Below are 17620 nucleotides of genomic sequence, written 5' to 3' on the forward strand. Positions count from 1 at the left end.
CGGAAACACTAAGCAAATTGACCGTATAGTTAGCATAGTTATTATTTATCGCCGGGAATATTCCCGCGTTAAATTACATGGATGATTAACAGACTATGGCAATTCCTGTTTACCTTTTCTTGACTGACGATGGTGGTACAAAAATTACAGGCTCGGTGGATGTTTGTTACCGTGAGGGAAGCATTGAAGTCACTGGCTTTACACACAATCTTCGCCTCCCAACCGATCCATTGACCGGGAAAATTACCAGTAAACGTAACCATGCCCCAGTCGTATTTCAAAAAGAAATCGATTCCTCCTCCCCTTACCTGATGAAAGCCGTTGCGACTGGCCAAACCCTTAAAACGGCCGAGTTCAGGTGGTATCGCATTAATGACGCCGGACAGGAAGTAGAATATTACAATATGCGTCTCGATAATATTCGCGTCGTTTCCGTTACGCCATTGATGCATGACATTAAAGACCCGACGAAAGAAAAACATAATCATCTTGAAGTCGTTGAACTACGCTATGATAAAATAACATGGACATATTGCGATGGTAATATACAGTTTGCAGACTGTTGGGCTGAGCGTTAAATATGCGAAATCCTTCCTATTCAACACCCTATAATATTGCATCCTTTGCACCACCTGGCGTGGACGTCGTTAGCCACATGATAATAGCGCGATTTCATGGTGGCCCCTCATTAATGACCTACATATGGTTTTATCAAATGGTCAGAAACCATGGTCCCTGGGATTATAAACAAGGCCGTGCAGAGTATGCCAATTTTGGCAATTTTCATTACGGTGCCGTTGGTGCGGCAGCAGGCATTCCTGAGGGAATTCTGCTCCGGGGGGCAGGCACTGCACAGATTCTTGCCGGGACAAGCGATCCTGCCGAATTTGCAAAATTCCAGAACAATAATAATTACGGTGATGATCCAGTCGATCAGTTATGGATAAGGGCAGGAATAGATTATGCGCGACGTTCGGGTTTTTAACTGGCGAGCTGGAATTATTATCTTTAGTTTTCTCATATTCATTGCATACCCTTTCCGCGATCTTTTTACCGTGTATGAAAATTTGCAGGAAAAAATCAAGGTTAACGATCGTTTAACTCTTTACATCACCCAGGTTGAGACGGGCTCACTGTCTAAAAACAGGTATCATATTTATCTCTTTGATGCGAAAAAAAGTCCGGAAGAATTCATGTCTAATATTAAGAATATCAATCCAGTCATGATCACCGATGATGATAAAGCTTCAGCGGCAATTAAAAATGGAGACATTTATCTTCGCGTTCGCGGTACGGTTTATTCGTTCACGACGGTAGGTTTCGATGTCCGCATTCATCTCGACAGTTCACCTTACTGAAGCATACTTTCACGGGGTGTGATGCACCCCCGGTCTTTTTTTAACCTGGCAAGACTGACAAACAACCTGGCAGATGCAGGCAAACGCTTTTCGCGCGCGCCTGTCAGGATAAGGCTGACACAACACAATAAACACAACAAGATGAGGTCTGCGATGGGAAGCAATTCTTCTTTTTTTGCCCGTAGAACGGCACTGGCCATGGCCGTTGCGCTCTGTTGCGCCTGGCAATCCCCTGTTTACGCTCACGGCAGCGAGGCGCATATGGTCCCGATGGACAAAACGCTTCAGGCGTTTGGCGCGGACGTGCAGTGGGATGATTACGCCCAGATGTTCACCATCGCTAAAGACGGTGCCTTTGTGAAGGTCAAACCCGGCGCCAACACCGCCATCGTTAACGGCAAACCGCTGACGCTCCAGGTGCCCGTGGTGATGAAGAACAATAAGGCCTATATCCCGGAGACTTTTATCAACGATGTCTTTCAGTCCGGTCTTGATCAGACATTCCAGGTTGAAAAACGCCCCCACCCGTTAAACGCGCTGACCGCTGATGAAATCAACTAGGCCGTAGCCATTGTGAAAGCCTCTGCGGATTTTAAACCCAATACCCGCTTTACCCAGATTGCGCTGGCGGAGCCAGAAAAAGCCAAAGTCTGGGACTTCGTGCTTAACGGCACGGCGGTGGATGCGCCCCGCCAGGCCAATATCATTATGCTTGACGGCAAACGCATCATCGAAAGCCGGGTGGATCTGAAGGACAAAAAGATCCTCCGCTGGGAGCCGATCAAAGACGCGCACGGCATGGTGCTGCTGGATGACTTCAATACCGTGCAGCAGATCATCAATGAAAGCCCGGAGTTTGCCGCCGTGCTGAAAAAGCGCGGCATTACCGATCCGAAGAAAGTGATCACCACCCCGCTTACCGTCGGCTTTTTTGACGGCAAGGATGGGCTGAAACAGGAAGACCGCCTGCTGAAAGTGATCAGCTATCTCGACGTGGGCGACGGTAACTACTGGGCGCACCCGATCGAAAACCTGGTTGCGGTAGTGGATCTTGAGCAGAAGAAAATCCAGAAGATTGAGGAAGGCCCGGTCGTGCCGGTGCCGCTCACCCCGCGTCCTTATGATGGCCGTGACCGCGTTGAAACGGTGAAAAAACCGCTGGAGATTATCGAGCCGGAAGGCAAGAACTACACCATTACCGGGGATATGGTGCACTGGCAGAACTGGGATTTTCATCTGAGCCTGGACTCGCGCGTCGGCCCGATGATCTCCACCGTGACCTATAACGACAACGGCAAAAAGCGACAGGTGATGTATCAGGGATCGCTCGGCGGAATGATTGTGCCGTACGGCGACCCGGATATCGGCTGGTACTTTAAGGCCTACCTGGACTCCGGCGACTACGGCATGGGTACCCTGACCTCCCCGCTGGTGCGCGGCAAGGATGTTCCGTCTAACGCCGTGATGCTCAACGAAACCATCCCGGACTATACCGGTGCGCCAATGGAGATCCCCCGGGCGATCGCCATTTTCGAGCGTTACGCCGGGCCGGAGTATAAGCATCAGGAGTTAGGTAAACCCAACGTCAGCACCGAGCGCCGCGAGCTGGTGGTGCGCTGGGTCAGCACCGTGGGTAACTACGATTATATCTTCGACTGGGTATTCCACGAAAACGGCACCATCGGCATTGATGCAGGGGCCACGGGCATTGAAGCGGTGAAAGGCGTGCAGACGAAAACCATGCATGATGCCACCGCGAAGGATGACACCCGATACGGTACGCTGATCGACCATAATATTGTCGGCACCACCCACCAGCACATCTACAACTTCCGTCTGGATATGGACGTGGACGGCATCAACAACAAGCTGGTGGCCATGGATCCGGACGTCAAACCGAACACCGCTGGCGGACCGCGCACCAGCACCATGCAGGTGAATCAGTATGATATTGATACTGAACAGCAGGCGGCGCAAAAGTTTGATCCGGGCACCATCCGCCTGCTGAGCAACACCAGCAAAGAGAACCGCATGGGCAACCCGGTCTCGTATCAGATCATCCCTTACGCGGGGGGCACACACCCGGTGGCGACGGGCGCGAAGTTTGCCCCGGACGAGTGGATTTATCACCGCCTGAGCTTTATGGATAAACAGCTGTGGGTGACGCGTTACCATCCCGACGAGATGTACCCGGAGGGAAAATACCCGAACCGTTCCACGCACGATACGGGCCTAGGCCAGTACAGCAAAGATAACGAGTCGCTGAACGACCAGGATAACGTCATCTGGATGACCACCGGCACCACCCATGTCGCCCGCGCCGAGGAGTGGCCGATAATGCCGACGGAATGGGTGCACACGTTACTCAAACCGTGGAACTTCTTTGACGAGACGCCAACGCTCGGCAAGAAAAAAGAGCAGAAATAACACGTTGACCGGGCACGATGCCCGGTTTTTCATTCGCTTTCTTGCTGAATACCACTCCCCGATTATAGTTAATGTTACTTCGCTTAATGCTTTTGCAACATCTGAAACATTTTGTAGATATCGAAGTGTCCATGAACAACGCTATACATAACCGAGAGGTTTTAGGATGAAAGTCAATGAGATAGCAAGAAGCCTTGCGCTGGCCGGTTTTTTCATTTCCGCCAGTTCAGCCTGGGCCGCAGAAGCCCCTAAGGATGCAACCGCAGCAACTCAGCAGGCCAACAACGCACTCTTCAACCAGCTTCCTTTCTCCGATAACACCGATTTTACCAATGCCCACAAAGGGTTTATCGCCCCGCTACCTCAGGAAATTATCAAAGGGGAGCAAGGCAACACCGTCTGGGATCCACAGCAGTACGCCTTTATCAAGGAAGGCGATAAAGCGCCCGATTCGGTTAACCCGAACTTATGGCGTCAGTCCCAGCTGATTAACATCAGCGGCCTGTTTGAAGTCACCGAGGGCGTGTACCAGATCCGTAACCTCGACCTGTCAAACATGACCATTATTGAAGGTAAAGAAGGCATTACCGTGGTCGACCCGCTGGTGTCGGCGGAGACGGCCAAAGTCGGGATGGATCTTTACTATAAAAATCGCGGCAAGAAACCTGTCGTCGCTGTTATTTACACCCACAGCCACGTTGACCACTATGGCGGCGTGCGCGGCGTGGTGGACGAAGCCGACGTGAAGTCCGGCAAGGTTAAAGTCTACGCGCCAGCCGGATTTATGGAGGCCGCCGTCGCGGAAAATATCATGGCGGGTAACGTCATGAGCCGCCGCGCCAGCTATATGTACGGCAACCTGCTGAAGCCGGATGCGAAAGGCCAGGTGGGTGCGGGTCTCGGCACCACCACCTCCGCCGGGACGGTGACCCTGATTGCCCCGACCAATATCATCGAGAAAGATGGTCAGAAAGAGGTGATCGATGGCCTGACCTATGATTTTATGCTCGCGCCGGGCTCCGAAGCGCCTTCTGAGATGCTCTGGTATATCGAAGAGAAAAAGCTGATCGAGTCTGCGGAAGATGTCACCCATACCCTTCACAACACCTACTCCCTGCGCGGTGCGAAAATTCGTGAACCGCTGCCATGGTCGAAATACATCAACCAGGCAATTGTACGCTGGGGTGATAAGGCCGAAGTTATCATGGCGCAGCACCACTGGCCGACCTGGGGCAACGAGAATGTGGTTAACCTGCTGAAAAGCCAGCGCGACCTCTACCGCTACATCAACGACCAGACCCTGCGCATGGCGAATGAAGGGCTGACGCGTGACGAGATCGCCGCCAACTTCAAGCTGCCGAACTCCCTGGCCAATACCTGGGCCAACCGAGGCTATTACGGTTCAGTCAGCCATGACGTCAAAGCCACCTACGTGCTCTATTTAGGCTGGTTTGACGGCAACCCCGCGACCCTGGATGAACTGCCGCCGGAAGAAGCCGCGAAGAAATTTGTGGAGTATATGGGAGGCGCGGATGCCATCCTGAGTAAAGCTAAAACCGATTTTGACCAGGGCAACTATCGCTGGGTGGCTCAGGTGGTCAGCAAAGTGGTGTTCGCCGATCCAAACAACCAGGCCGCACGTAACCTTGAAGCGGATGCCCTGGAGCAGTTGGGTTATCAGGCTGAATCCGGCCCATGGCGTAACTTCTACCTGACCGGCGCGCAGGAGTTGCGTAACGGCGTGGTGAAAGGTCCGACCCCGAATACCGCCAGCCCGGATACCGTGCGCGCAATGACGCCAGAAATGTTCTTTGACTATCTGGCGGTGCATATCAACGGTGAAAAAGCAGCGGATGCAAAATCGGTGTTTAACATCGACCTCGGCAGCGACGGCGGCAAATACAAGCTGGAGCTGGAAAATGGCGTGCTGAACCACACGGCGAACGCCGAAGCGAAGGATGCTGACGCGACCGTGACCCTCAACCGCGATACGCTGAATAAAATCATCCTGAAAGAAGTGACGCTTAAACAGGCTCAGGATAATGGCGATATCAAAGTGACGGGCGATGCCGCAAAACTCGATGCCATGCTCGGTTACATGGATAAATTTGAATTCTGGTTTAACATTGTGACCCCGTAAAGGCATGCACTCGCGGGCGGACATTCCGCCCGCTCAAGGAAATTCTCGTCCATGGAAAAAAGACACAACGCCACTCCGGAGCCCGCGACCTGGCCGACCCGTAACGCCATGGTTGTCCACGGGCTGGCCATGAACCTGCCGTGGCTCGCCTTCGTCAACGCGAGCTTTGCGCTAATGATCCTGCTGCGCAATTCCCTGTTCGGCCAAATTGATACCCTCTTACACGTCAGCCCACCTCTCACACAGATGATTGACGCTTCCATGCTGGGGGTAGTCATCCTTTCCGTGGCGCTGGTAATAATGGCCTGGCGCCACATCCGCGGCGTCAGCGCCGTGCTGTTAATGTGTAGCCTGCTATGGTCGATAAGTTGTTACTGGTTTATCAACGTGATACAGCTTCCTCATCCCTGGCCGATATTCGTTACCCTGCTGATGGCCGGTATGACCGCGCTCTATTTTCATCCGGTGGGGCTGGTGTGCTTTATCGCGCCGCTGTGGATCACCATGCCCGTTGCCAGCATGCTGCTGAATCAGGAGATGAACCTTCGCTTTGCCGGGCTGTGGGTGGTGTTCACGTTCATTCTCTTTTGCGGACGCTACATCCTCTTGAGCTGGTTTGAAGAGGCCTGGCGTCGCAACCAGCAGAATCAGCGTTTAATTTCGCGGCTGGATGCGCTGGCCCATCAGGATCCGCTGACGAAAACGGCCAACCGCCGGGCGATGGAGCTGGTGCTGGAAAACGCGGTGGAGCAAGGCAAACGCTTCACGGTCCTGATGCTGGATGTCGACTACTTCAAACTGTATAACGACACCTATGGTCACCAGGCGGGAGACGCGTGTCTCGCGCGGGTCGCGGAGGTGCTGAACACCTCGGTGCGCACGCCAGAGGATGTGGTTTCGCGCTACGGTGGTGAGGAGTTCGTCGTGATCCTCTTTGACTGTGAAGAAAGCGTTGCTGAGAAAGTCGCCGCGCGGATCCAGGCTGGCCTGCGCACCGCAGCCATTGCGCACAGCGCGTCAAAGGTGAGTGAATGTGTGACGGTGAGTATGGGCATTGCCGGCTATACCCCAGGACTGGCCGGCCCGGAAATCATCGCCCGCGCCGATGCGGCGTTGTATCGGGCGAAGGAGTCCGGGCGGGATAGGTGGTCGCTGTAAGTTACGCCGGGTGGCGCTGCGCTTACCCGGCCTACAAAACCAACCTTTTCCTTGCTCCCGTAGGCCGGGTAAGGCGTAGCCGCCACCCGGCGTTTTTTTAATACCGCACACACACCGACTTGGTTTCGCACCAGCCGTCCAGCCAGTCGGGGCGGAAATCATTGCCCGCGCCGATGCGGCGCTGTACAGGGCGAAGGAGGCCGGGCGGAATCGGTGGTCGCTGTAAGTTACGCCGGGTGGCGCTGCGCTTACCCTGCCTACAAAACCAACCTTTTTCCTCGATCCCGTAGGCCGGGTAAGGCGTAGCCGCCACCCGGCGTTTTTTTAATACCGCACACACACCGACTTGGTTTCACACCAGCCATCCAGCCAGTCGGGGCCGAAATCGCGCCCGGTGCCGGACTGCTTCATGCCGCCGAACGGCAGGTTGGCATCTATCAGCGTGTGGCTGTTCACCCACACGGTTCCGGCCTGTAGCCTGTCGGTGTACTCCAGCGCTTTACTGATGTTCTGCGTCCAGACGCTGGCCGTTAAGCCGTATTCAGTGTCGTTCGCCAGCTGAAGCGCCTCTTCCCCGTCAGCTACACGGACCAGATTCACCACCGGCCCGAAGACCTCTTCACGCGTCAGTCGCAGATGATTATCCGGGTTGACCACCAGCGTTGGCGAAACGTAATAGCCTTTGCCGTCTGGCCCCCGGTTCCCGGCGATCAGCTCCGCATTGTGCGCCTTCGCCTCATCCAGAAACGCCTGGACCTTATCGCAGTGGGCGCGCGACACCAGCGGGTTGATAAACGCGTCCGGCGACATGCCCGGCCCGACGCTCAGGGATTTCACGGCCTGTTCAAAGCCGCTGACCAGCGTGTCGAACAGCGGAGCTTCAATATATATACGTGAACTGGCCGCGCAGACCTGCCCCTGATTCAGGAAGCTGCCGGTCATCAGCCCTTCAATCACCCACGCCGGATCGGCATCTTTCAGCACGATGGCCGGGTTTTTGCCCCCCAGCTCCAGCGTCACGCCCGTCAGCGTATCCGCCGCCGCGCGGGCAATCTGCTTGCCCGTCGCCGTCGATCCGGTAAAGCTCACTTTGGCAATGCGCGGGTGCGAGGTCAGTGCCGCGCCACAGACGGCGCCACTGCCGGTCACCACGTTGAATACGCCATCCGGGATCCCCGCCTCGCTCGCCAGTTCCGCCACCCGTAACAGGGTGAGCGGCGTCGTTTCCGAGGGTTTGATCACGATGGAGCAACCTGCCGCCAGCGCGGGCATCACTTTCCACATGCCAATCATCAGCGGGAAGTTCCATGGCACAATCCCCGCCACGACCCCAACCGGCTCTTTACGCGTCCACGCCTGATAACGCGCGCCCTGCGGCAGTGGAATCGAGAGATCGAGGGTTTTACCGGCAATTTTGGTGGTCAGCCCCGCCGTGTAGCGCATCCAGTTCAGGGTGCAGCCCACCTCGAAGGCGCGGGAAATGTTAATCGATTTCCCCTGCTCCAGGGTTTCGAGCTGTGCCAGCTCTTCGCCATGCTGTTCCACCAGATCCGCAAACCGCAGCAGGATGCGTTCCCGCTCTGCCGGAAGCCGCCCGGCCCAGCTTCGGGCGACAAAGGCGCGCCAGCCAGACATCACCGCACGATCGACATCATCAACGCTGGCATCGGCGGTGGAGGCAATGACCTCTCCGGTCGCCGGGTTGTAGACGTTCAGACGCTTTTCGCTATCGGATGCCGCCTGACGCCCTTCGATCCACAGGCCGTGCTGGCGATCTAAAAACTGCTGCACGCCAGGCAGGACGGCGACGTGTGATTCGGACATAGGATACTCCTTCGTTATGCTTCGCAGGGTGTGTATGCAGTCTAAGAGGGGATTCGCATTCCTGCTTTTGTCTGTGTGACATTCGCTTTGCCAGCTGTGACAGGCTCCGCAAATCGTGATAATTCCCGCTTATATCGCTGTAACCGTTGAGTGTTCTTTCCTATAGTCAGCCTCGTAGCCCTGACAATATGCAACATAAATGCAACAATGCGAAAACAGTGACGGTGCAGCGAGAAAATCAATGGCATGTGCAAGCGAACAGGACAATTTTCAGCAGTGGCTGGCGCAAATTAACCAGGTTTGTGGGCGCTTTGCGGCACGTCCGTTAGAGGGGGCGTTTCTCGGCGAACTGGAAACCAGCTATACCCAAAGTCTGAAGCTGAGCACGGTGACCGCCGCAGGCGTTAACCTGTTTCGCACCCGTCAGGAGATCAAAAACGGCAACGATGCCTGGTTCTACACCGTCTTTCAGCTGGAAGGCAGCGCCGGAATCGAACAGGACGACCAGCGCGCGCTGCTGAAAGCCGGGGATATCACGCTGATTGACGCCTCCCGCCCGTGCTCCATTTACTGGCAGGAGCGTTCCCGCCAGATTTCGCTGCTGCTCCCGCGACAAATCATTGAGCAACACGCGCGTTTTCAGGAAGTGAGGTGCGCGTTGCCCCTCTCCCGCAGTCTGCCTACCGTACAGCTGAGCTACCGACTGTTACAGGAGAGCATGGGCAATGCCGATCTCAGCGCCAGTGAAAGCGAAGCGGCGCTGGAGGCGATGGTGTGTCTGCTGCGTCCGGCCTTCCAGCAGCATGACGAGGTGCTGCCGCGCAAGGAGCGTCAGTTCCGCCACGTTCTGTCCCTGATTGACGATCATATTCAGTCGGAGGCGTTAAGACCGGAGTGGATAGCCTCAGAGAGCGGCATGTCCGTGCGTAGCTTGTACCGCATGTTTGCCGGGAAAGGGCTGGTGGTGGCGCAGTATATTAAGAACCGTCGCCTCGATTTATGCGCTCAGGCGCTGCGTTCCATCGGCGATGACGAAAAGCTGGCGGGCATTGGCTACAGCTGGGGCTTTACCGACCATAGCCATTTTTCCACCGCCTTTAAGCAGCGTTTCGGGGTTTCGCCGGGCGAATACCGTAAGCGTTACCGCTAGTTACTTTTTCAGCCATTTGCCGTTAATCCCCTTCACGTACTCACCCGGCTGCGCGCGGGCCACCAGCTTTTGCCCCGCCATTTTCGCCACCTCGTCGACGGGCAAATTATTGCTGTCAGCAAGCTGCTGGTAACTTTCCGTGCGTGCGGCGTTGATACGGTTCACCAGCGCCAGGGTTTCAGCGTCGTGCTGAACGGGCGCAAGATAGCCGCTCAGGGTTTCCCCTACGCGCCCCTGGGTGCGCGCATCGTTGAGCGTAAGCGTGGCGGCGTGAACGTTCATCCCCAGCGCCAGTAACATCAGAGCTAATCGTTTCATGGCATCCTCAGAACAGATCGCTGCGGGATTTCAGCAGGGCTTCGACGTCTTTATCCACCTTGATATGGATTTCATGCTCGATTTTCACGTTCATGTTGATGGTGATCGGCTCTTTGGGCGCCGCCACTTCAATGCGCGGCGTGCAGCCTGACAGCAGCGCGACGACGGCCACGGTGAGTACACCAGCCCTCTTTTTCATTGTTGTTCCTCACTTTCCTTGCCTGTCGAACCGCGGAGAAGGGGTATCGCCGCATGTTGCTCAAACCATGTTTGCAGATTGTCCCCAAAGCGCAGGCTGCGCCAGAGGGTAAAAATGTTCTCTTCATGGGTGTAATTCAGGTTAACGAAGCTGCTTTTGCCCTCGACGCGGCTGGTGCCTTTAATGGCCGCCTGCATGGTTAACACACCCAGATTATCCACATTGAGTTTTGTCCACGACTGCGAAATTTCCATATAGCGGAGCCAGTTGATCGCCGCCCCGGCAACCACGTTGTCTTTCACAATGGCATCCGCCGTGTCCTGGTCGATGCGCAGCGTCATCGGCCCCGGGTTGGTCAGCCAGCCATCTTTAATGATCCATTTCTCATTGTCCAGCCAGAACGGCAGCGCGCCGCTCACCGGGCCGGACATGGCAAACCGCTTCGGATTTACCGCGCTTATCAGTTCGCTGGAGGAAATATTATCCACGCGCAGTAAAGCCGGATCGTGCTGCGGCATTCTCAACTGCTGCATGGTGATTTTCCCGCCGAGCGCTTCCACCTTCACGTTGGTGAGCAGGAGCGGGTTCGCTTCGGTCCAGGGATAATCGCCCTGGAGATCCGCGGTGATATTTCGGGCTGTGACCAGGTTTTTCACCTCGTCGATTCGTAACGTTACCGGTCCGCGCGTGCCCAGTGACCAGGTGCCCTGGCTTAAGCGGAACGGCAGAACAAAATCAACGCCGTTGATTTCGTTATCCGGCATCAACGCGCTGCCCGCTTTCAGCACGCCGTGCCCCCCGGCCTCAAACCCCTGGTCGGGGGCCGCCGAGAAAGCCACCTGCGCGTACATTTCGCCGCCGCGCAGGGTCATTTTCCAGTCTGGCGGGATCAGCGGCTGGAACACTGTAAGAGACTGTTTTGGCCACCAGGCCTGACCGCGGAGGCGTTCGCCGTCCCAGCGTCCATTCACCTGGACCGGGCCGATGTCATCCGCATGAAGATTCCCTTTAAACTGGAACACCGTCGGGTCTGTCCCGTCAACGCTGAAGGTCAAAACGGACGGCGGCAGCACGCTTCCGCCTGAAAAGCTTGTTTGCCCGGCATTGAGCGCGAGCGCGCCGCTAAAGATGGGGTTATCCGGGTCCCGCGACCAGCGCACCGGGTGATCCAGCACCAGGCGCGGTTTGCTGACCAGCATCGTGCCGTACTGCAATTTGTCGAACCCCGTGGAAAGATCGGTCAGTTCGATAACGTTGTCGCGCCACTCCCCGGTTCCCCGGACATCCCAGCGCGCGTTCATCGGCGTGAAGTTCCCTTTACCCCAGTAGCGCCACTGCCACAAACCGTTGTCCGGTAAAAAGTCGTTAGCCTGGCCGTCCAGATGCAGCTCAAAATTGCCCATCTCGTTTTCATGCGCCCGCAGAATGGCTTGCAGGCGGCCGTCCACGCCCTTTTGCGTGAGCTTCACGCCCGCCAGCGGCCAGCGGATCTCATCGATATCCAGCGAGTCAATGATGCGTCCGCGCGAGCGCAATAGTGCGCCGGGTTCAAACGTAAGCTGCGGATCGTAAAGGCTGCCGGTCAGCTTCGCCGGGAGTCTGGCATACAGGATCAGATCGTTTTGCTTGGCTTCCCCGCTCAGGTGCAGCGGCATAGCGCTGTTTTCCATACTGAGCGAGCCGGGACCGATATTCAGCACCGCGTTGCCCTTACCCGCATCTCCCTGGGTCAGCACGTTGAGCCGCCCCGTGAAGGTGGCTTTTTCCAGCCCCTGCTGCCAGTTATCCACCTTCAGGCCGATGCGACCGCTCATCGGCATACCGGAGGCTGACCAGTTCCAGCGCCCGTCGCTGATGGTCAACTGCTGAGCGGTGATCTGCCACGGTAAATCGAGCAGCGGATCGGGGTTGTCCCGCGCCATGACCACCAGCTGGCCCTGATTATCCTCCCAGTCCAGATCGGCATCGACCAGCGAGGATAACTGTGGCACGTTAAAGGTCGCGACCGTATGCCCTTTCACCGGTACGCCGTCCGGCACCAGCGGCAGGGTAAATTCACCGACCAGCTTCACGGGCTGCGACTGGTCCGGCAGCTGCACATCGAACTGGCTGAAGGAGAGCGTCTGGCCGCGCAACTGCCCCTTAATGCTCACCTGCTCGCCTTTATAGGTGATGTCCTGGCGGGCTGGCGTGAGTGAGGCATGCAGCTCACCCTCCCACTGCTGCCAGGGAGAAAGGGTAAAACGGTGGATGGTCAGCCAGGTGTTGGGCAGGATGGCCTGCCACTGCGCCAGCGTTTTCGGCGCCACCGTAGACGGCGCCGATTGCGGTAATTTGCTCAGGCAGACAGAGTTAAGTTCAAGTGCGCCAATATCCAGATCCCAGCGGCTGGGGTGTGACAGGGTCACGTTTTCCACGCGGGCAATTTCGCACTCTTCTACCAGATAACGGAGATCGGGGATGATCAGGGCGTGGCGCGTGAGCCGTGGGCTTTTTTCAAACGCTATGCGTGTTCCAACGGGAAGCCAGATCCCGGCGAGCGTGGGCACCCACTGGGCGAGCGTCATCAGCAGCGTCAGCGGCACAAGAAATAGCAGCAGTAATAGCGCGATTGCGGCTTTGTATTTACCCTTCATGGGCAGTTAATATCCTGATTTTGCGAAATAAATAAGCCGTTCTTGCCGCTCATTGTCGCATGTTTAGCCAGTCAGTTGAAGGTAATGCCATTTTTAAGAGTAGATGCTCTACAATAATTCATAGAACTTATTGATTTCAATGAATTTTGAAAAATTGTAAGATAATTTTAAACATGCTAACGTGGTTCCAAAATCACTGGAGAAAGTCTTATGAAACTCGCGGTATATAGCACAAAGCAGTACGACAAAAAGTATCTGCAACATGTTAACGAGACGTACGGTTTCGATCTTGAATTTTTCGACTTTCTGCTGACTGAAAAGACGGCTAAAACCGCCCACGGCTGCGAAGGCGTGTGTATCTTCGTTAACGATGACGGTAGCCGACCGGTACTGGAAGAGTTGAAAAAACAGGGCGTGAAATACATAGCCCTGCGATGTGCGGGCTTTAACAACGTCGATCTCGATGCCGCCAAAGAGCTGGGTCTGAAGGTTGTTCGCGTTCCGGCCTATTCTCCGGAAGCCGTGGCAGAACATGCCGTCGGGATGATGATGTCGCTCAACCGTCGTATTCACCGTGCCTATCAGCGTACCCGTGATGCCAACTTCTCTCTGGAAGGGCTGACTGGCTTTACCATGTACGGTAAAACCGCAGGCGTGATCGGTACCGGCAAAATTGGTGTGGCCGCCCTACGCATCCTGAAAGGATTTGGCATGCGCCTGCTGGCGTTTGATCCGTACCCAAGCGCCGCTGCGCTGGAGCTGGGCGTGGAGTATGTCGATCTGAAAACGCTCTTCTCGCAGTCTGATGTTATCTCCCTGCACTGTCCGTTGACCCCAGAAAACTATCACCTGCTTAACCAGTCGGCGTTCGACCAGATGAAAGACGGCGTGATGATCATCAATACCAGCCGCGGCGGACTGATCGACTCTCAGGCCGCTATCGAAGCGTTGAAAACGCAAAAAATCGGCGCGTTGGGTATGGACGTGTATGAGAACGAACGCGATCTGTTCTTTGAGGATAAATCTAACGACGTGATTCAGGACGACGTGTTCCGTCGCCTGTCGGCCTGCCACAACGTGTTGTTCACCGGCCACCAGGCGTTTCTGACCGCCGAAGCGCTGATCAGTATTTCGGAAACCACGCTGGGGAATTTACAGCAGCTTGATAAGGGCGAAGCGTGCCCTAACGCGATCGTTTAAGACCGTCAGGCCGGGTGGCGGTAACCTCTGCCCGGCCAATAATAAGCCCATCAGAAAATAAGCACAGGTTAACTATTAAGATGGCTAACGTTCATCGTAAATATAACAATCAAGGATATGACTGTTCCGGTGTGACCATATCAGAATGAGGCTCTGCTGAAGGCTGCGTGATTTGCTGCACTATCGTAACCAGTTGTTCAAAAACAGCTCTCATTTGCGTCGGGTAGGTTAAAGACAACCAGGTTGCCAGCACTGCTCCAGCCAAAAAGCCCAACTTCATACACCATCCCTAATAAATTCAGCGAGATACAAGCTTTAACGTATGTGTGGTGCCGGGTGCCTCCCGGTGAGTCGTTGGTCAGCCACCTTGACCCGCTGCTGATTGCCTAAGCTACACGTGCTGTTTAGCCCCTCCGCACAGGGGGATTCACCACGCGAGAAAAATAACACAGTGCCCCGGCTGGTTTAGGGGATATTTCGTTTAAAAATAAATAATGACCATACAAAATTAATCTATAACTGTTTTCAGGAACCCTTCTACACTTTAAGCGGATATATCAGTAATAAGATTAATATAAGTCAGTTTTATTACGTCCCTAAATGCTGGGCTATTTACTTAGCCTTCACACATGTTGCCATTAGCAGAGGAGTCTGAAATATGGCATTCGTAACAACGAAAGATGGTGTCAGTATTTATTACAAAGACTGGGGTCCGAAGGATGCGCAGCCGATCGTTTTCCATCACGGCTGGCCGCTGAGCGCCGATGACTGGGATAACCAGATGCTCTTTTTCCTTGCAGAAGGCTTCCGCGTCATCGCCCTCGACCGTCGTGGTCATGGTCGTTCCGATCAGGTAAGTGAAGGTCATGATATGGATCATTATGCCTCCGACGCATCAGCCGTGGTCGAAAGCCTTGATTTGCGTAATGCAGTGCACGTCGGCCACTCCACCGGCGGAGGCCAGGTCGCCAGATACGTTGCGAAGTACGGCCAGCCTCAGGGGCGGGTGGCCAAAGCGGTACTGGTCAGCGCCGTTCCTCCGCTGATGGTAAAATCAGACACGAACCCCGGCGGTACGCCCATTGAGGTGTTCGACGGCTTCCGCCAGGCGCTGGCCGCTAACCGCGCCCAGTTTTACCTCGACGTCGCCAGCGGTCCTTTCTATGGATTTAACCGAGACGGAGCAGAGGTTTCGCAGGGAACAATCCAGAACTGGTGGCGTCAGGGTATGATCGGTAGCGCCAAAGCCCACTATGATGGCATTAAGGCATTTTCAGAAACCGACCAGACGGACGATCTCAAAGCCATCACGGTTCCCGTCCTGGTGTTGCAGGGTGATGACGATCAGGTCGTCCCGTATAAAAATGCCTCCCTTCTTCAGGATAAGCTGCTCGCAAACAGCGAGCTTAAAATCTATCCAGGCTTCCCGCATGGGATGCATACCACGCATGCAGATACCATAAATGCCGATATCCTGACGTTTATTCGCTCATAAAGACATTGATTATCCATAAAACAACCGGGCACCACGCCCGGTTCTCTTTTGCGGCAACAATTGAGCGACCATTTCAGGAAGAAACGCTTACAGGAGTTTGATTTTTACTTCATACCCCTCCAGGCCTGTCATGGCCTCACGAGCGATAAACTCAATTTCAGATACTTCCTGCCCTGTTTTTTTTCGTAATTCTGCAATTTTTTTGGCTATAAGCGCTGAAATTTCTTCCTCTGCCTTTTGCGTCATTGCGTCAACTTTCATATTTACCTCTTGCGGCCGTTTACTGTTTCCAGTATCTAACTGGTTTTAACCATAACCCTATGTAAAGCGTAGACTATCTGCGTTACGTATGCTGCCTTCACCTTGAGATGAGGGGCAGATGGGGCCATTGCATTTAAATATGCATTTAGATTGCATTATTTGAATAAGCTGTTATTGTGCCAACGCCTTAGAGCACATAAACATAAGAAAAGATTTGACTCAAACTCGCCCCGCACCAGGGGCATTTTTTTGCTCCCTATAAGTAAAAAACCCGCCATGAGCGGGTTTCTGCGTTATTCGGAAAGATTATTTGAAGACTTCTGCTACGGCCTGGAAGTTAGGGCCATGCTCTCGAGCAGCGATGATGACATAGTATTTCCCGCCCTTCTCATCTGCCAGTTTCGAGAGTTTTTGATGAAGATCTGAAGGTGAAGAAATTTGTCCACCTGAAGCCCCTACAGATACATTGCCCAGGTATTCAAGTTTGAAGTGGTGCGCTTCATCTTTGGAAATCATATCTGCCGCATATGCGCCAAAGCTTGCAACTGTTAAAGCCAATACACTCCCTAATAGTGCTTTTTTCATATCATTCCTCCTGTTAATAAATCTATCTATTTAACATTAGCATCAAATATGGGAATGATCCGTGCCAATGTCGTAGAGAGACTGAGCGATAAGCGTCGCCTGTTGAGCATTATTACCTGCCCTCTCTGACGCAACCTGCGATTACAGCAGGTTCATCTACTATACTGACCTGTGAAGTTAGCATTTATCTGCCCGGTTGCGCGTAAGGTAACCGAAACTTACCTGTACCATGACCATCAGGAGAACAATATGCACACGAGTAAAACCCTGAAAAGGCTGCTAGCCGTATCAGCAGTTGCAGCAATGTTCAGCACCGTTGGCGTACAAGCCCAGACGACAAGCGCCGCGCAAACTAACGCTGCGGGCCAGGCTCAACCGGACGCCAGACTCAGCTCCGGCGACGAGAAAGCGTTGAAGGACATGGCGCAGGCCAATATCAACGAAGTCGCCGCCGCCAGGCTCGCCCTGGACAAGGCCCAGACCAGTGAAGTGAAAACATTCGCCCAGAAAATGGTCGACGACCACGGCGCCGCCCTGACCAAAGTGCAGGCCGTTGCCCAGAAAAAGGGCGTAGAGCTGCCAACCGAGCCAGACGCCGCCCATAAAGCCCTGAACTCAAGGCTTGAAAACCAGCGCGGTGACGCTTTTGACAAAATGTATATGGAATATGCTGGCGTGAAGGACCACGAGAAGGTGCTGTCGAAGCTTAAGAGCGACGCCAGTAAAATCGACGATCCGGATGTGAAGGCTTTGGCCAACGAGCACACGCCGGTCGTTGAGCAGCATCTGAAGTCCGCCGAGCAGATGTCAACGCGAGCTGGCACATCAGCCGATAAATAACGCGTCGGTGAAACGACTACTGCAAAATA

At 54.5% G+C, this 17620-nt stretch carries 15 protein-coding genes and 2 pseudogenes; 10 read left to right on the forward strand and 7 right to left on the reverse strand.

The window, feature by feature from the left end; genetic code table 11:
• The first annotated feature begins 95 nt into the window (after window positions 1–95).
• The 6 genes and pseudogenes from L350_RS16525 to L350_RS16505 all read left to right on the forward strand — a co-directional run bounded on the left by L350_RS16525 (window position 96) and on the right by L350_RS16505 (window position 7083).
• Window positions 96–578, forward strand: coding sequence for an Hcp family type VI secretion system effector (locus L350_RS16525; RefSeq protein WP_022648017.1), 483 nt, complete (start codon window positions 96–98; stop codon window positions 576–578).
• A gap of 113 nt (window positions 579–691) precedes the next feature.
• On the forward strand, window positions 692–985 hold the full coding sequence (locus L350_RS23070) for a polymorphic toxin type 44 domain-containing protein (protein ID WP_223825170.1): 294 nt from the start codon (window positions 692–694) through the stop codon (window positions 983–985).
• Complete coding sequence (locus L350_RS16520; RefSeq protein ID WP_032624319.1) at window positions 963–1358, forward strand: hypothetical protein; 396 nt, start codon at window positions 963–965, stop codon at window positions 1356–1358. The genes L350_RS23070 and L350_RS16520 overlap by 23 nt, the downstream gene beginning before the upstream one ends.
• 153 nt (window positions 1359–1511) lie before the next feature.
• Window positions 1512–3785, forward strand: a pseudogene (tynA, locus tag L350_RS16515) (primary-amine oxidase).
• Window positions 3786–3951: 166 nt separating this feature from the next.
• A complete protein-coding gene (locus L350_RS16510; RefSeq protein WP_032624320.1) occupies window positions 3952–5925 on the forward strand; it encodes an alkyl/aryl-sulfatase in 1974 nt (657 codons plus the stop codon).
• A gap of 51 nt (window positions 5926–5976) precedes the next feature.
• Window positions 5977–7083: a GGDEF domain-containing protein gene (locus tag L350_RS16505; RefSeq protein WP_032624321.1), complete on the forward strand. Its 1107-nt coding sequence runs from the start codon at window positions 5977–5979 to the stop codon at window positions 7081–7083.
• Between the two features lie 97 nt (window positions 7084–7180).
• Here the strand turns inward: L350_RS16505 and L350_RS24850 are convergent.
• Together L350_RS24850 and L350_RS16500 are read right to left on the reverse strand one after the other, a co-directional pair.
• Window positions 7181–7255, reverse strand: a pseudogene (locus L350_RS24850) (hypothetical protein); the annotation flags it as partial.
• A gap of 152 nt (window positions 7256–7407) precedes the next feature.
• Window positions 7408–8907, reverse strand: coding sequence for an aldehyde dehydrogenase family protein (locus L350_RS16500; protein ID WP_022648012.1), 1500 nt, complete (start codon window positions 8905–8907; stop codon window positions 7408–7410).
• A 241-nt stretch (window positions 8908–9148) separates the two neighbouring features.
• On the opposite strand from L350_RS16500, the gene feaR reads away from it, so the two are divergent.
• Window positions 9149–10057, forward strand: coding sequence for a transcriptional regulator FeaR (gene feaR, locus L350_RS16495; protein WP_023300024.1), 909 nt, complete (start codon window positions 9149–9151; stop codon window positions 10055–10057).
• On the opposite strand, the gene L350_RS16490 is transcribed toward feaR, so the two are convergent.
• The 3 genes from L350_RS16490 to L350_RS16480 are packed head-to-tail and all read right to left on the reverse strand — an operon-like array spanning window position 10058 to window position 13210.
• A complete protein-coding gene (locus L350_RS16490) occupies window positions 10058–10375 on the reverse strand; it encodes a YdbL family probable chaperone protein (RefSeq protein WP_022648010.1) in 318 nt (105 codons plus the stop codon).
• A gap of 7 nt (window positions 10376–10382) precedes the next feature.
• Window positions 10383–10574: a YnbE family lipoprotein gene (locus L350_RS16485; RefSeq protein ID WP_003857369.1), complete on the reverse strand. Its 192-nt coding sequence runs from the start codon at window positions 10572–10574 to the stop codon at window positions 10383–10385.
• Window positions 10571–13210 carry a YdbH family protein gene (locus L350_RS16480; protein WP_032624322.1) on the reverse strand — a complete coding sequence of 880 codons (2640 nt, stop codon included), beginning with the start codon at window positions 13208–13210 and terminating at the stop codon, window positions 10571–10573. The genes L350_RS16485 and L350_RS16480 overlap by 4 nt, the downstream gene beginning before the upstream one ends.
• A gap of 210 nt (window positions 13211–13420) precedes the next feature.
• On the opposite strand from L350_RS16480, the gene L350_RS16475 reads away from it, so the two are divergent.
• Both L350_RS16475 and L350_RS16470 read left to right on the forward strand, forming a co-directional pair.
• Window positions 13421–14410 (forward strand): 2-hydroxyacid dehydrogenase, encoded by a 990-nt coding sequence (locus L350_RS16475; protein ID WP_003857375.1) that lies wholly within the window; start codon window positions 13421–13423, stop codon window positions 14408–14410.
• Window positions 14411–15068: 658 nt separating this feature from the next.
• Entirely contained in the window at window positions 15069–15905 is an 837-nt protein-coding gene (locus L350_RS16470; RefSeq protein ID WP_022648007.1) for an alpha/beta fold hydrolase, read from the forward strand.
• A gap of 87 nt (window positions 15906–15992) precedes the next feature.
• Here L350_RS16470 and L350_RS23075 read toward each other — a convergent pair whose 3' ends face one another.
• Both L350_RS23075 and L350_RS16460 read right to left on the reverse strand, forming a co-directional pair.
• The gene (locus tag L350_RS23075) at window positions 15993–16166 is read right to left on the reverse strand and encodes a GnsA/GnsB family addiction module toxin (protein WP_022648006.1); all 174 of its coding nucleotides are present in this window, start codon (window positions 16164–16166) and stop codon (window positions 15993–15995) included.
• A 306-nt stretch (window positions 16167–16472) separates the two neighbouring features.
• Entirely contained in the window at window positions 16473–16751 is a 279-nt protein-coding gene (locus L350_RS16460) for a YdgH/BhsA/McbA family protein (RefSeq protein WP_032624323.1), read from the reverse strand.
• A 249-nt stretch (window positions 16752–17000) separates the two neighbouring features.
• Between L350_RS16460 and L350_RS16455 the strand changes: the two genes are divergently transcribed.
• A complete protein-coding gene (locus tag L350_RS16455) occupies window positions 17001–17591 on the forward strand; it encodes a DUF4142 domain-containing protein (protein WP_032624324.1) in 591 nt (196 codons plus the stop codon).
• Window positions 17592–17620: the final 29 nt, after the last annotated feature.

The sequence above is a fragment of the Enterobacter sp. MGH 4 genome, assembly GCF_000534735.1.
In the GTDB taxonomy this organism is placed as follows: domain Bacteria; phylum Pseudomonadota; class Gammaproteobacteria; order Enterobacterales; family Enterobacteriaceae; genus Enterobacter; species Enterobacter intestinihominis.